This is a genomic window from Aromatoleum petrolei (assembly GCF_017894385.1).
Taxonomy (GTDB): Bacteria; Pseudomonadota; Gammaproteobacteria; order Burkholderiales; family Rhodocyclaceae; genus Aromatoleum; species Aromatoleum petrolei.
Map to the genome: position 1 here is coordinate 954,554 of NZ_CP059560.1, position 14,097 is coordinate 968,650.

Genomic DNA, 14,097 nt, shown 5'->3' on the forward strand with positions numbered 1-14,097 from the left:
CCGCACCCAGGTATCGGCAATGGCCTGGCCGAGGCCAAGGGCGGCAACGCCCCGAATCGTGCCAACGAAGGGATCGCAAACAAGAAATCAAGGAGGAGGCATGAAACTGAAGCAGATCTGCGTGGCGTTGGCCCTGTCCGGGCTGGTTTGCGGCGGTGCGCTCGCGAAGGAAGGGGGCGACCAATATCCGCATGGAAGCGAGAACTGGGTCGCGGGCGCGTTGCCGCCACCGGGAAACTATTTCCTCAACTATTTCGGGTACTACCATGCCGATAGCCTGCGCAACGGCGACGGCGACAAGGTGCCCGGGACCGGTGTCAGCGCCTGGTTCGATGCGATGCGGGTCGTCAAGGTCACGAACACGAAGATCCTCGGCGGAGACTGGGCGGTACAGGCGATCCTGCCCGTCGTGCAGCAGAAGCTGACCCTCGGTGACAGCAAGACCGTCACCGGCATCGGCGACATGCTGTTCTCGCCGCTCGTGATCGGCTGGCACGCCGGCAACCTGCACTGGGTCTTCGCCCTCGATTTCTTCGCCCCGACAGGGGAATACAAGTCGGGCCAGGCGATCAAGAGCATCGGCACCAACTACTGGAGCGTGGAGCCGGTCCTTGCGGTGACCTGGATCTCCGATTCGGGCTGGGAGCTGTCGGGCAAGTTCATGTACAACATGAAGACGAAGAACAAGGACTTTCGCCCTGCCCCTGGCGCGCCGAAGATGGATTACGAGTCGGGCGACGAGTTTCGGGTCGATTACCTCGCGGGCAAACGCTTCGGCCCGTGGGGCGTGGGCCTTTCCGGCTACTACCTGAAGCAAACGACCAACGACAAGCTCGACGGCGAAACGATCTCGTCGACGCTTGGGCCGTGGTCCTCGGGGCGCAAGGGCGAGGTGTTCGCGATCGGCCCGAGCGTCAGCTACACAACCAAGGGGGGAACGATGTTCATCGGCCAGTGGCAGCAGGAATCCGGGGCGGAAAACCGCTTCCAGGGCGACAAGGCGTGGTTCCGGCTGATCATGCCGTTCTGATCCCGATGCGACGAACCGCCGCCCGCAGTCAGGGGCGGCGGTGCGCGGCGAGCTGCTGCTCGAACTCCTCCAGCGGAACCGGCCGGCTGAAGAAATAGCCCTGGAAGTTGCTGCAACCGTGCACCGCGAGGAAGTTGCGCTGTTCGGCGGTCTCGACGCCCTCGGCGATCACTTCGAGCCCCAGGCTCTGGCCGAGCGCGATGATGGTGCGCACGATCGCGGCGTCGTTGGCGTTCTCGGTCACGTCGCGCACGAAGGACTGGTCGATCTTGAGCTGGTCCAGCGGCAGGCGGCGCAGGCAGGACAGCGAGGAAAAGCCGGTGCCGAAGTCGTCGAGCGAGAACTGGATGCCGGTCGCCTTGAGCACCGCCATCTTGTGCACGACCTGGTCGATGTTCTCCACGACCATGCTCTCGGTCAGCTCCAGCTTGAGGTTCGCCGGGTCCGCGCCAGTCTTCTTCACGACCTCGAGTACCTCGCGGTCGAACTCATCCTGCTGGAACTGGCGTGCGCTGACGTTCACCGAAAGCTTGAGGTGACGCGTCGCCGGATCGCCCTCCCAGTCCTTCAGCTGCCGGCACGCGGTCTCCAGCACCCATCGACCGATCGCCAGGATCATCCCGGTTTCCTCCGCCAGCGGGATGAACTCGCACGGCGGAATCATCCCGCGCTCCGGATGAAGCCAGCGGATCAGCACTTCCGCGCCCTGGATGGAGCCGTTGCCGTCGACCTGCATCTGGTAATAGAGCCGCAACTGGTCGGGCAGCGCCTTGCGCAGCCAGCCTTCCAGGCGTACGCGTTCGTCGAGCGCCGCCTGCATCGCCACGTCGAAGAAATGAATGCCGTCGCGCCCGCGACTGCGCGCCTCGAACATCGAGGCGTCCGCCTGCTTGAGCAGTTCATCGGCGGCGCCTTCCACACCCGAGAACATGCTGATGCCGATGCTGACCGAACTCTGGACCTCATGCCCCTCGACGTCGAACGGCTGCCTGACCACGCCCTGAATGCGTTCGGCGATCTCGCGCGCGGCCACCGCCGCCGCATCCTTCTCCGCGTTCAAACCGTTGGCGACCACAACGAATTCGTCGCTGCCGGCGCGCGCGACGGTGTCCTCGCGGTGCACGCACGCGGCAATGCGGCGGGCGACCTCGACCAGCAGGCGGTCGCCGACTTCATGGCCGCGCGTGTCGTTGAGCGCACGGAAACCGTCGAGGTCGATGAACAACACCGCGCCGCGCGTTTCGCTGCGGCGACAGGCCAGCAGCGATTGCCCGAGGCGATCGAACAGCAGGCGGCGATTCGGCAAGCTGGTCAGCGAATCGTAGAAGGACAGGTTATGCACCTGCTCCTCGGCGCGCCGGCGCTCTGTCTCCGACGCGAACTCGCGCCGCAGACTCTGGTCCAGCCTGCCGACGAGGCGCATCAACAGCGCGTAAAGCAGCAGCGCCGTGATCGCGACGAAAACCCACCCTTTGCCCTGGCTTACCTTCACAATGACGTCAGGGTCGCGGAAAAGTACCCCTAGCGCCTGATCGGAGAGCAGGATCCAAAGCGCACCGAAGACGGCATACGCGAGTACGACCTTGAACGCACCCGCCTTCGCATCCACCTTGCTATCCTGATCTCCCATCGGCAACCTTTTTCGGCACGAGTCTCCCCGCGGCATCGCGGCCGCCGGAAAAATCGCTATTAGATCGCGAAATGACTCGCGCCCGGCAGGAAAAAATACCCGCGCGGCCGCAGGCCCGCGTCGAGGCTCAGAACGGCAGGCGTCGCCGCGGCGGCTGGGCAGGTTTCTTCTCCGCCGTCGCCTTCGTGGCGCTCACGGCCTTCACCGGCTTGCGCGGCAGGTTCATCTCCTCGCGGGCGAAGCGCACCTTGCCTTCGAGCACACACCCCCGCATCCCGGGTTCGCACACCGCCCCCTGAACACGCTGACACACGCCGTCGAGGTCATGCGGACAACTCCACGCACCGCTGCTCATGCCGAAACCTCCCTTTTCGTCACCGAAGGGCAAACCTTAGCCCAGCTGGGCCAGCTTCCCCATGAGCAATATCAATTCGTCCGGCGCACGCTTGCCCACGGTTGCGTGCCCGCAGCGTGCCGCGCATCATGGCCGCTACACCCTACGGCCTCCATCACCCATGTTCATCCCCGGACACCTCCCGCCCGACCCGCTCGCCGCCGACGACCTGTGCTTCGTGTTCCGCAACACTGCGCTGCTCGTGTTCGCCGCCGAAGGCCCGACCCGCGTGCCCGTGCGCTGCGAACCGGGCGGCCTGGATCCGGCCGGCGCGCAACACTACATCGGCAGCCTCGCCGGACGGCACTGCTATGCCGCAGCCACCGGGGCCGACACGCAGCCCCCGGCCGGCATGGAATGGCGCGACCTGCGCAGCCTGTTCGGGCGCATCGACGAAGCGGTTTTCGGCGTCGCCGGCCGCGGGCTGCAGATCGTGCAATGGGATCTGACGCATCGCTTCTGCGGCCGCTGCGGCAGCGCGACAGCGCTGCACGCGAGCGAGCGTTCGCGCGTGTGCCCGAGTTGCGGCCAAGTCCATTACCCCCGCCTCGCCCCGGCGGTGATGGCGCTGGTGCGACGCGGCGACCAGCTGCTGCTGGCGCGTTCGCCGCACTTCCCGGAAGGCATGTTCAGCGCGCTGGCCGGCTTCGTCGAGCCGGGTGAATCGCTGGAGCAGACCATCGCGCGCGAAGTGCGCGAGGAAGTCGGCATCGAGGTTGCGAACCTGCGCTATTTCGGCAGCCAGTCCTGGCCCTTTCCGCATTCGCTGATGCTTGCCTTCACCGCCGATTACGCCGGCGGCGAGCTCGCGCTGCAGGCCGACGAGATCGAGGCAGCCGACTGGTTCCCGATCGACCGGCTACCTCGGCTGCCGCACCGCTTCAGCATCGCGCGCCGGCTGATCGATGCGACGGTCGAGGCGATCGCCGCCAGGACCGATTGAGCACATCCATCGCAATCCGCTATCGCATTCATTTTTTCATTCAATTGGAGCTATAGCACACCCCTCGGTAAAGTGGCCTCCATCGAGCAAGACAAGCCGCTCGGTCCCTAACCCCGATACGACAAAGGAGTGTGTGATGTCCCAGATCAATCAGCAAATCAAGCCCTTCAAGGCCACCGCTTTCCACAACGGCAAATTCGTTCCGGTTAGCGACGAATCGCTGAAGGGGAACTGGTCGGTGGTGTTCTTCTACCCGGCCGATTTCACTTTCGTGTGCCCGACCGAACTGGGCGACCTCGCCGACAACTACGCCGAGTTCCAGAAGCTGGGCGTCGAGATCTACGCCGTGTCGACCGACACCCACTTCACCCACAAGGCGTGGCACGACAGCTCGGAGACCATCGGCAAGATCCGCTACCCGATGGTCGGCGACCCCACCGGCACGATCGCCCGCAACTTCGACGTGATGATCGAATCGGAAGGCCTGGCCGACCGCGGCACCTTCGTGATCGATCCGGAAGGCAGGATCCAGATCGTCGAGATCACCGCCGGCGGCATCGGCCGCGACGCCTCGGAGCTGCTGCGCAAGGTCAAGGCCGCGCAGTACGTCGCCAGCCACCCGGGCGAAGTGTGCCCGGCGAAGTGGAAGGAAGGCGACGCGACGCTGGCCCCCTCGCTGGACCTCGTCGGCAAGATCTGAGCAGCATCCCGCTCTCCCCGGCTCCGGCCGGGGCAAGGCGGGCGCCACAAGCGCCCGCCCCCTGATTCCCCTGCATTTCACGGACGATCCCGCCATGCTCGACGCGAACATCAAGAACCAGTTGAAGTCCTACCTCGAACGAGTCACCCAGCCGATCGAAATCGTCGCCTCGCTGGACGACAGCGACAAGTCGCGCGAGATGCAGGCCCTGCTCGGCGACATCGCCGAACAATCCAACCGCATCACCGTCATCGAGCGCCGTGACGACACCGAACGCAAGCCCTCCTTCGTGATCAATCGCAAGGGCGAGGACACCGGCGTGCGCTTCGCCGGCCTGCCGATGGGGCATGAATTCACGTCGCTGATCCTGGCGCTACTGCAGGTCGGCGGCCACCCGCCCAAGGTCGCGCCGGAAGTGATCGAACAGATCCGCGCGATCGAGGGCACATTCGAATTCGAGACCTTCATCTCGCTCTCCTGCCACAACTGCCCAGACGTCGTGCAGGCGCTCAACCTGATGTCGGTGCTCAACCCGAACATCCGCCACACGATGATCGACGGCGCGCTGTTCCAGGACGAGGTCGATGAGAGCCAGATCATGGCGGTGCCGACCGTCTTCCTCAACGGCCGGCACTTCGGCCAGGGCCGCATGGAGCTTGCCGAGATCGTCGCGAAGATCGACACCGGCGCCCAGGCGCGCGCGGCGGAGACGATTGCCGCGAAGGGCGAGTTCGACGTGCTCGTCGTTGGCGGCGGACCGGCGGGTGCGGCGGCGGCGATCTACGCCGCGCGCAAGGGCATCCGCACCGGCGTCGTCGCCGAACGCTTCGGCGGCCAGGTGATGGACACGCTCGCGATCGAGAACTTCATCTCCATGACGTCCACCGAAGGGCCGAAGCTCGCAGCGGCGCTCGAAGAGCACGTCAAGGAATACGAGGTCGACGTGATGAACCTGCAGCGCGCCGCGGCGGTGATCCCGCACGAGCGCGGCTTCGAGGTGAAGCTCGAGAACGGCGCGTCGCTGAAGGCGCACTCCGTGATTCTCGCGACCGGCGCGCGCTGGCGCGAGATGAACGTGCCGGGCGAGAAGGAATTCCGCGGCAAGGGCGTGGCCTACTGCCCGCACTGCGACGGCCCGCTCTTCAAGGGCAAGCGCGTCGCGGTGATCGGCGGCGGCAACTCGGGCGTCGAGGCGGCGATCGACCTCGCCGGCATCGTCGCGCGCGTCACCCTGCTCGAATTCGCCGACACGCTGCGCGCCGATGCAGTGCTGCAGAAGAAGCTCGCGAGCCTGCCGAACGTCACGGTGATCACGAACGCGCAGACGACCGAAGTGACGGGCGACGCGAACGTGAATGGTCTGGTCTATACCGATCGCGTGTCGGGCGAGTCGCGCCGCATCGAGCTCGAAGGCATCTTCGTGCAGATCGGCCTGCTGCCGAACACGGACTTCGTGAAGGACACGGTCGAACGCACGCGCTTCGGCGAGATCGTCGTCGATGCGCGCGGCCAGACCTCGGTGCCGGGCCTCTTCGCCGCCGGCGATTGCACGACGGTGCCGTTCAAGCAGATCGTGATCGCGATGGGCGAAGGCGCGAAGGCCTCACTGGCGGCCTTCGATCACCTGATCAGGGAGTCCGTGCCAGCGTGATGCTGCGCCACGGATGCAGCAGAAGAAGCTCCCGGCGCGACGGATTAGCGCACACGCCGGGAGTGCGGATGACGCAGGACATGCATCACCCGCGAAAACTCACGCGGCGGCGCGACGATCAGGGAAGTCGATGACCGCGTCGCGTTGCCGGCGCTCGGCGTACAGAGAGTCCTCGAGTCCGGTACGGGCAGTGGCGGCGCCGGAGCCGGCCCGCACCTTGCCCGCCACGGCCGCGAGATTTCCCTGCGCCGCTGCCAGCAATTCGTAGCACGACGCGGCGAGCGCCTCGGCGCGGCGCGCATTCTGGGCATGCAGCGGCGAGAACGCATCGTCGGACGACGCGGCCGGATCGGCCTCCTGTCGCAATGCCAGCTCGGAAATAGCGATGTTCGCGGCCTCGTTCTGGATCTGGTAGAGCCGTTCGCGCAGCGCCACGAGGGCGGTGTTCATGCGCGCGATCGTGCGCATCGTCGGCAGGCGCCGCGGTGCGCCCTCTGCGCGGTCCGTCCATTGCGCGAGACCGTCATCGACGGTCTCGCGTGCGAGCTGCCACGCCACTTCGGCATTCAGGCGCTGGTCCCACGCCACGTCGTTCGCCTCGGGCTGTCCGATCGGCGGAATGAACTCGTTCTCCAGATCGCTCGTGGGAAGTCGTTCGGTCGTTGTCGTGCTCATTGCTGTCTCCTCCATTGAAACCTGTCCGGCTGCGGTCTGATGCCGATTCGCCGGTCGATGTTAAAACCCGAATTTTGCAGAATTATTATCGAAATCAAAGACCTCGCCGATACCTCCCTTCAGGTAGCGGCACTACCCGCTTTCGGGCCGGTCGATGAATCCCAGTCGCCGTTAGAACGCATTGCGCCGCGAAGGTTCGCGGCGCGACCCCTTAATACGGGTCTGGCAGCGCGTGGCGGATGACGCTAGCGCAAGGCCCGCTCGATGAAATTGCGCGGCACGCGGGGGCGCGGGACGCGGTCGGAGAACCAGCCGCGCACGTCCTGCTCCAGCCCGATGCCGTGCATGTAGTTGTAGAGCGCCTTGTTCAACGCCACGCCCAGCGCATCGTGGTCGACGCCGGTCGGGTCGATGAAGCGGACGTCGTTCTTCGCGAAGGTCACGGGCGGCAGCGGGACGAGCTTCACGCCGTATTCGTCCGGGTTCTGGCCGACCGGCGAATGCACGGTGCAGGCGAAGCGGTGGAAGAAGCCGGACTGGATGCAGCCGGATTCGAACAGCTGGCGCACGTATTCGAGGGCATCGACGGTGTCCTGCACCGTTTGCGTCGGAAAGCCGTACATCAGGTAGGCATGGACAAGGATGCCAGCTTCGGTGAAGGCGTTGGTGACGCGCGCGACCTGGTCGACCGACACGCCCTTCTTCATCAGCTGCAGCAGGCGGTCGGAGGCGACCTCCAGCCCGCCCGACACGGCGATGCAGCCGCTGTCGGCAAGCAGGCGGCACAGCTCCGGCGTGAAGGACTTTTCGAAGCGGATGTTGCCCCACCACGAGATTGCCACGCCACGCTCGATCAATTCCTGAGCGAGCGCCTTCAGCGCCTTGGGCGGCGCGGCCTCATCGACGAAGTGGAAGCCGGTCTGGCCGGTCTCGGCGATGATCGCCTCGATGCGGTCGACCAGCGTCTTCGCGCTCGCACCGTCGTAGCGCGAGATGTAGTCGAGGCTCACGTCGCAGAAACTGCACTTCTTCCAGTAGCAGCCGTGCGCGACGGTGAGCTTGTTCCAGCGCCCATCCGACCACAGGCGGTGCATCGGGTTGAGCATGTCGAGCACCGACAGGTAGCGGTCGAGCGGCAGGCCGTCCCAGGTGGGGGTACCGACTTCGGCGAAGGCGATGTCGGCCTCGCCGAGGTTCACGTAGCGCACTTCGCCGTTCTTGCCCTGGTCACCCTCGGAATCACGGAAGAAGCTGCGCACGAGGCGCGATCGCCCGCGCCCGCCCTTGAGGTGATCGAGCAGCGCGAGGATGGGGCGCTCGCCGTCGTCGAGCGTGACGAAGTCGAAGTAGTCGAAGACGCGCGGCTCCTTGAGCTCGCGCAGCTCGGTGTTGACGAAGCCGCCGCCCAGCACGGTGACAATCCCCGGGTCGTGCGCCTTGATCGCCTGCGCGATGCGGAAGGCGCCGTACACCGCGCCCGGGAACGGCACGGACAGCAGCACCACCCGCGGTGCATGGCGGGCAATCGCGTCGAGCGTGAGCGCGCGCAGCGTCTCATCGACAAGGTTCAGCGGCTCGGCGAGCGCGGCCGCCAGCGGTTCGAAACTCGCCTGGCTCTGCGCCAGCGATTCCGCGTAACGGACGAACTCGAAGCGCGGATCGACCGCCTCGCGCAGCACGTCGGCGACGTCGTTGAGGTACAGGGTCGCGAGGTGGCGGGCACGGTCTTCCAGCCCCAGCGCGCCGAAGGCCCACGCGAGCGGGTCGCCGCCGTCCGGGTCGATATAGACCTCCAGCGATTCGAAGCGCGAGCCTTCGGGCAGGAAATTGCGCCCGCAGATGCGGTTCGCGAGCGTGGGATCGCGGCCCTGCAGGAAGGCGACGGCCGGGCCTATCGTGATGCGGTAGCGCTCGAACTGCGCGAGGAAGGCCTTCACGCGCGCGCTGCGCTGGCGCTCGGGCGTGGCCTCGATGCGGTCGCGGATGGCCGTGAGGCCGTCGCGCGAGAACAGGCGCAGCACCAGCGCCAGCGCGAGGTCTTCCTGCACGGCGTCGACGCCGCGCGAACGCAGGAAGCCGGTGAGATAGGCCGTCGACGGGTACGGGGTGTTGAGTTGCGTCATCGGCGGGATCACCGACAGGACGCGCAGGGAAGTTTCTGACATGGCGGACGGCACGCGGCCGTGTTGTGCGGACTTAAGCAGCCGCATTCTAGGGCCAATGCGAGGAGCGCGGGCGTTGCCGGGGCAATCGGCTCCTCAGTGAAGCCGCGCCGTCGGCCGCAGCGACATGCACCCGCCGTCGCGCAGCAGGTTGGCGAAGTCGGCCGCCGGAACCGGGCGGCTGCACAGGAAGCCCTGCATCTCGTCGCAACGATGGCGCCGCAGGAAGTCGAGCTGCGCTTCGGTCTCCACGCCTTCGGCGACCACCGTCTGGTTCAGGCTGTGAGCGAGCGAGATGACCATGCGCGCGATCGCGGCGTCCTCGGACGAAGTCGTGAGGTCGGCAACGAAGGACTGGTCGATCTTGACGCTGTCGATGAGGAAGCGCTTGAGGTAGTTGAGGCTGGAATAGCCGGTACCGAAGTCGTCGAGCGAGACCAGCACGCCGATCTCCTTGAGCGTGCGCAGGATCACGATCGTCCGCTCCGGGTTGCTCATCACGCCGCTCTCGGTGACCTCGAGGTGCAGGCTCCGTGCGGGCACCTCGGACGTGCGCAGAGCCTCGCCCAGCACGCCGACGAGGTCCTCCTGCTGGAATTGTCGTGCCGAGACATTGACCGCGACGCTGACGCCCGTGAGCCCTTCCTCGCGCCACGCCTTCAACTGGCGGCACGCGGTGTTGATGACCCACTCGCCGATCGGCACGATGAGCCCCGTTTCCTCGGCGAGGGGGATGAAGTCGGCCGGCGACACCATGCCCAGCACCGGATGGCGCCAGCGGATCAGCGCCTCGGCGCCGACCACGCGGCCGTTGGCGAGCTCGACCTTGGGCTGGTAGTGCAGTTCCAGCTCGTCCTGCTCCAGCGCCCGACGCAGGCCGTTCTCGAGTTCCAGGCGTTCGAGCATGCGCGCGTTCATCTCGGGGGCGTAGAAGCGGAAATCGTTGCGGCCCTGCTCCTTCGCGCGGTACATCGCGACATCGGCATTCTTCACGAGCGTGGCAGCCGATTCGCCGTCGCGCGGGTAGAGCGCGACGCCCAGGCTGCCGGTGACGACCATCTCGTGGCCCGACAGCTTCATCGGCGCCGACACGGCCTGCAGCACCTTGGCGGCCAGCGATGCGGCATCGCTCTCGGCCCACAGCTCGGGCATGACGATCATGAACTCGTCGCCACCCAGGCGCGCCACGGTGTCACCCTGGCGCACGCAGGCCGCGAGGCGCCGTGCCACCTCGCAGATCAGTTCGTCGCCGACGACATGGCCGAGGCTGTCGTTGATGAGCTTGAAGCGGTCGATGTCGAGCAGCATCACAGCGACCGCGCCGGCGTTGCGCTGCGCACGGATCATCGCCTGCTGCAGGCGGTCGTTGAGCAGGTTGCGGTTGGCCAGCCCGGTCAGCGCGTCGTGGTTGGCCTGCTGTTCGAGTTCCGCCTCGTAGCGCTTGCGGTCGGTGAGGTCGTTGAAGATCGAGATGAAGTGCGAGACGCGCCCGCTCGGGTCGTGCATCGAGGCGAGCGAGACTTCGTTCCAGAACAGGGAGCTGTCCTTGCGATAGCAGCGCAGCACCACGCGTGCGTCGCGCCCGCGACGCACGGCCTCGCGCAGGCGTTCGATGTCGGGCTGGCCCCAGTCGTTGCCGATCAGCAGGCGCGTGTTGCGCCCGATGATCTCCTCCGGCGCATAGCCGGTCATCAGCGTGAAGGCCGGATTGACGTACAGCACCGGGTTGTCGGCCTCGCGGTCGGCGGCGCTGATCACGATGGCATTGATGCTCTCGTCGATTGCGCGGTTGCGCAGGCGCAGCGTCTCCTCGGTGCGCTGCTGCACGACGCGCGCACGCAGCGTGTGGATGCCGTAGGCGATGTCGTCGGCGAGTTCGCCGAGCAGTTCGAGTTCATCCTCATCGAAGGCTTCCTTCTCGCGCGTGACGATGGACAGCACGCCGAAGGTCTCGCGCTCGAACACGAGGGGCAGCACCGCCGCCGCCTGGTAGCCGCGCCCGATCGCCGCCTCGCGCCAGCGCCCGACGCGCGGATCGCTCGCGATGTCGCGCACGACCTGCGGTTCGCGCGTGCGCACCGCCTCGCCCACCGGACCGTTGCCGCAGGCGTTGTCGCCCCAGGAGAAGCGGAAGGATTTCAGCAGGGCAGCCCCCTCGCCGGCGGCGGAGACCGTCTCGACGGTGCAGTCGGCGTCGTGCCACGCCAAGCTCACCCAGGCGATGCCGTAATTGCCGAGCTCGACGAGGAAGCGGCACATGTCCGCGAGCAGCCGCCGCTCGTCGGTGGCACGCACCAGCGTGCGATTGCATTCGGCCATCACCTTGCGCGCGCGCAGCACGCGCCGCAGCTGCGCCTCCGCGAGCTTGCGGGTCTCGACCTCGCTGGCGAGATCCGCCGCACGGCGTTCAAGCTCCTCGGCCTTGGCGGCGAGCTTGTCGGTGAGCACGCGCAGGTGCTCGCGTTCGAACTCGGCGTCGCTTGCAGGCGGGTTATCCCGTGCGGCCTCCACCAGCACCTCCGCGATCGTCCGCACGATCACCTCCGGGTCGCACGGTTTCACGAGGATGCGCGACACGCCGAGCAGACCGGCGAGGTTGCGCACTTCACGCTCATGGTAGTTGGCGGTGTGGAAGATCACGCGCGTATGGGCGATCTCGGGGTCCGCACGCAGCCGGCGCACGAATTCGTAACCGTCCACGTTGGGCATGAGAATGTCGCAGATGACCAGCTGCGGACGCTGCGCCCGCACGATGGCGAGTCCCTCTGCACCGTCGCCCGCCTCCAGTGCCTCGTGGCCCTCGTAGGCGGCCAAGGCGACGATGAGTTCGCGATTCACGGCATGGTCGTCTATGACAAGGATCTTCGCCATCGGCATGCATCCTCACTCGCCGGCAGTCGGACCGGCGATGCGCCGTCCGGCCTTCAGATAGGCTTCGACCTCGCTGACGAAGGTCTCGGGAACGATGGGCTTCGAGATGTAGCCGTCGAAACCCGCGAGCATTACGCGAGTCTGGTCGCCCGACATCGAGAACGCTGTGACCGCGATCACCGGGATGTCATTCAGGGCGGCGTCGGTACGGATGTGACGAAGCATTTCGAAGCCATCCATCACCGGCATGCGCAGGTCGCTGATGATGAGGTCGGGGGGCGGCTCACTGCGGGCGAGCTCCAGCCCCTGCAGGCCGTCCTCGGCGATCAGCACGGTGTGCCCGGCCGCTTCGAGCAGGTAGCTGACGAGTTCGAGATTCGCCGGGTTGTCCTCGACGAGGAGAATGCGCACCGCCATGTTCATGCCTCCGGCAAGAGGAGCGAGAAGGTGCTGCCGCCCCCCGGGGCGCTGTCCACGGTGATCCGCCCCCCCATCTGCGCGGCGAGCTTCTGGCTCAGGTGCAGGCCAAGGCCGGTTCCCTCGGCAAACTTGCCGCTGCGCGGCGTGATGCGCGCGAAAGGCGCGAACAGGCGTTGACGGTCCTCCTCGCCGATACCCGGGCCGGTGTCGTGCACGCTGACTTCGACCAGCGCGAGCTCGCCCTCGATCCGCCGCGCGAGCCCGACGGTGACGCTTCCCTGCTCGGTGAACTTGATCGCATTCTGCACCAGGTTGATCAGGATCTGGCTCAAGGCGCGACGGTCGGTCGACAGCCGCAAGCCCTCGTCGAGCACCTCGACCGCAAATGCGAGTCCCTTGTCCTCGGCCGCCGGACGCAGCGTCGCCACGACGTCCTCGACCAGCGTGCGGCAATCCACGGGCTCGACGACCAGCTCGATCTTGCCCGCCTCGATCTTCGCGATGTCGAGCAGATCGTTGATGAGTTCGAGCAGGTGCTGGCCGCTCGACTGCACGCGGCGCAGCTGCCTTTCCTGCACCTCGTTCAGGGGACCCGGCAACTTCATCAGCAGGGTGCCGGTGAAACCGATGATCGCGTTGAGCGGCGTGCGCAGCTCGTGGCTCATGCTCGCGAGGAAGCGGTCCTTCGCGGCGTTGGCCTGCGCGAGCTCGACGTTCTTCTCGTGCAGGTCCCGCTCGATGCGCTTGCGTTCGGTGATGTCGCGGATCGCACTGGTCACCAGCGTGCCCTCCCCCGTCTCCAGCGGACTGAGGCCGATCTCGACCGGAAACTCGCTACCATCCTGGCGCAGTCCGTACAGCTCCAGCCCCATGCCCATCGCCCGCGTGCGCAACTGGCCGAAGTAGTCCGAACGATGGGCCACATGCCCGCCGCGCAGCCGCTCGGGCAGCAGCACCTCCACCGGCAGGCCGCGCAGGCGCCCCGCCTCGTAGCCAAACATGGCCTCGGCCTGGGTGTTGGCGAATACGATGCACCCGGACGCATTGACCAGCACGATCCCGTCGGGCATGGACTCGAGCAACTTGCCATAGCGCGCCTCGACGAGCTTCGCGTCGCGCATCACCTTGAGCTGCGTGACGTCCTGCTTGCCGATGATCAGGTACTGCGGCCGTCCCTCGACGTCGCGCACGGTCTTCGCACTGATCGAGACGAAGAGCAGCGAACCGTCCTTGCAGCGCCGCAGTGTTTCGACAGCGGCGAAGCCGTTCGCGAGCGCCTCGCGACGCATGCCGCGTTCCTCTTCGGCGCGGCCCGGGGGCACGACGAGGTCGAGCAGATCCCGCCCGACGATTTCCTCGGCCCGGTACCCGAAGATCGATTCCGCGCTCTTGCTCCAGTGCAGGACGATCCCTTCCGGCGATTGCACCACAAAGGCATCGGGCGCCTCGTCCAGCAGGAGACTGCAAACGTCAATCGTCATGCGTACTCCCCGGTTCGCGAATGTTGCGCGGAATGGGGGGAGATCGCTCCGTGGTGCGGAATTGAATCCCCGTCCATGACGTATCTATAGCAAATCGACGCACCGTATCCAACTATTTTTGTCGGGTAATAGCCATGATA

At 66.3% G+C, this 14,097-nt stretch carries 11 protein-coding genes; 4 read left to right on the plus strand and 7 right to left on the minus strand.

Annotated features, from left to right (window positions below; genetic code table 11):
- The first annotated feature begins 100 nt into the window (after nt 1-100).
- Nucleotides 101-1,030, plus strand: coding sequence for a SphA family protein (locus ToN1_RS04325; RefSeq protein WP_169207167.1), 930 nt, complete (start codon nt 101-103; stop codon nt 1,028-1,030).
- Nucleotides 1,031-1,058: 28 nt separating this feature from the next.
- On the opposite strand, the gene ToN1_RS04330 is transcribed toward ToN1_RS04325, so the two are convergent.
- A complete protein-coding gene (locus tag ToN1_RS04330) occupies nt 1,059-2,660 on the minus strand; it encodes a putative bifunctional diguanylate cyclase/phosphodiesterase (RefSeq protein ID WP_169207168.1) in 1,602 nt (533 codons plus the stop codon).
- A 127-nt stretch (nt 2,661-2,787) separates the two neighbouring features.
- A complete protein-coding gene (locus ToN1_RS04335) occupies nt 2,788-3,015 on the minus strand; it encodes a hypothetical protein (RefSeq protein WP_169207169.1) in 228 nt (75 codons plus the stop codon).
- Between the two features lie 160 nt (nt 3,016-3,175).
- On the opposite strand from ToN1_RS04335, the gene nudC reads away from it, so the two are divergent.
- The 3 genes from nudC to ahpF all read left to right on the plus strand — a co-directional run bounded on the left by nudC (nt 3,176) and on the right by ahpF (nt 6,348).
- Nucleotides 3,176-3,997 carry an NAD(+) diphosphatase gene (gene nudC / locus ToN1_RS04340; protein ID WP_169207170.1) on the plus strand — a complete coding sequence of 274 codons (822 nt, stop codon included), beginning with the start codon at nt 3,176-3,178 and terminating at the stop codon, nt 3,995-3,997.
- A 136-nt stretch (nt 3,998-4,133) separates the two neighbouring features.
- Entirely contained in the window at nt 4,134-4,697 is a 564-nt protein-coding gene (gene ahpC, locus ToN1_RS04345; protein WP_169207171.1) for an alkyl hydroperoxide reductase subunit C, read from the plus strand.
- A gap of 94 nt (nt 4,698-4,791) precedes the next feature.
- Entirely contained in the window at nt 4,792-6,348 is a 1,557-nt protein-coding gene (gene ahpF / locus ToN1_RS04350) for an alkyl hydroperoxide reductase subunit F (protein ID WP_169207172.1), read from the plus strand.
- A 99-nt stretch (nt 6,349-6,447) separates the two neighbouring features.
- Here ahpF and ToN1_RS04355 read toward each other — a convergent pair whose 3' ends face one another.
- From ToN1_RS04355 to ToN1_RS04375, 5 genes are all read right to left on the minus strand, one after another.
- Nucleotides 6,448-7,023 carry a hypothetical protein gene (locus ToN1_RS04355; RefSeq protein WP_169207173.1) on the minus strand — a complete coding sequence of 192 codons (576 nt, stop codon included), beginning with the start codon at nt 7,021-7,023 and terminating at the stop codon, nt 6,448-6,450.
- A 245-nt stretch (nt 7,024-7,268) separates the two neighbouring features.
- Entirely contained in the window at nt 7,269-9,188 is a 1,920-nt protein-coding gene (locus ToN1_RS04360; RefSeq protein ID WP_169207174.1) for a B12-binding domain-containing radical SAM protein, read from the minus strand.
- A 93-nt stretch (nt 9,189-9,281) separates the two neighbouring features.
- Entirely contained in the window at nt 9,282-12,056 is a 2,775-nt protein-coding gene (locus tag ToN1_RS04365) for a two-component system response regulator (RefSeq protein ID WP_169207175.1), read from the minus strand.
- Nucleotides 12,057-12,068: 12 nt separating this feature from the next.
- The gene (locus ToN1_RS04370; RefSeq protein WP_169207176.1) at nt 12,069-12,473 is read right to left on the minus strand and encodes a response regulator; all 405 of its coding nucleotides are present in this window, start codon (nt 12,471-12,473) and stop codon (nt 12,069-12,071) included.
- Nucleotides 12,474-12,475: 2 nt separating this feature from the next.
- The gene (locus ToN1_RS04375) at nt 12,476-13,957 is read right to left on the minus strand and encodes a PAS domain S-box protein (RefSeq protein WP_169207177.1); all 1,482 of its coding nucleotides are present in this window, start codon (nt 13,955-13,957) and stop codon (nt 12,476-12,478) included.
- Between the last annotated feature and the right edge of the window lie 140 nt (nt 13,958-14,097).

Excerpts from the sequence above, each read along its gene's own strand:
- ToN1_RS04335 (WP_169207169.1), bottom strand. The coding sequence starts at position 3,015 with ATGAGCAGCGGTGCGTGGAGTTGTCCGCATGACCTCGACGGCGTGTGT.
- nudC (WP_169207170.1), top strand. The coding sequence starts at position 3,176 with ATGTTCATCCCCGGACACCTCCCGCCCGACCCGCTCGCCGCCGACGAC.
- ahpC (WP_169207171.1), top strand. The coding sequence starts at position 4,134 with ATGTCCCAGATCAATCAGCAAATCAAGCCCTTCAAGGCCACCGCTTTC.
- ToN1_RS04360 (WP_169207174.1), bottom strand. The coding sequence starts at position 9,188 with ATGTCAGAAACTTCCCTGCGCGTCCTGTCGGTGATCCCGCCGATGACG.
- ToN1_RS04330 (WP_169207168.1), bottom strand. The coding sequence starts at position 2,660 with ATGGGAGATCAGGATAGCAAGGTGGATGCGAAGGCGGGTGCGTTCAAG.
- ToN1_RS04355 (WP_169207173.1), bottom strand. The coding sequence starts at position 7,023 with ATGAGCACGACAACGACCGAACGACTTCCCACGAGCGATCTGGAGAAC.
- ToN1_RS04365 (WP_169207175.1), bottom strand. The coding sequence starts at position 12,056 with ATGGCGAAGATCCTTGTCATAGACGACCATGCCGTGAATCGCGAACTC.
- ToN1_RS04375 (WP_169207177.1), bottom strand. The coding sequence starts at position 13,957 with ATGACGATTGACGTTTGCAGTCTCCTGCTGGACGAGGCGCCCGATGCC.
- ToN1_RS04370 (WP_169207176.1), bottom strand. The coding sequence starts at position 12,473 with ATGGCGGTGCGCATTCTCCTCGTCGAGGACAACCCGGCGAATCTCGAA.
- ToN1_RS04325 (WP_169207167.1), top strand. The coding sequence starts at position 101 with ATGAAACTGAAGCAGATCTGCGTGGCGTTGGCCCTGTCCGGGCTGGTT.
- ahpF (WP_169207172.1), top strand. The coding sequence starts at position 4,792 with ATGCTCGACGCGAACATCAAGAACCAGTTGAAGTCCTACCTCGAACGA.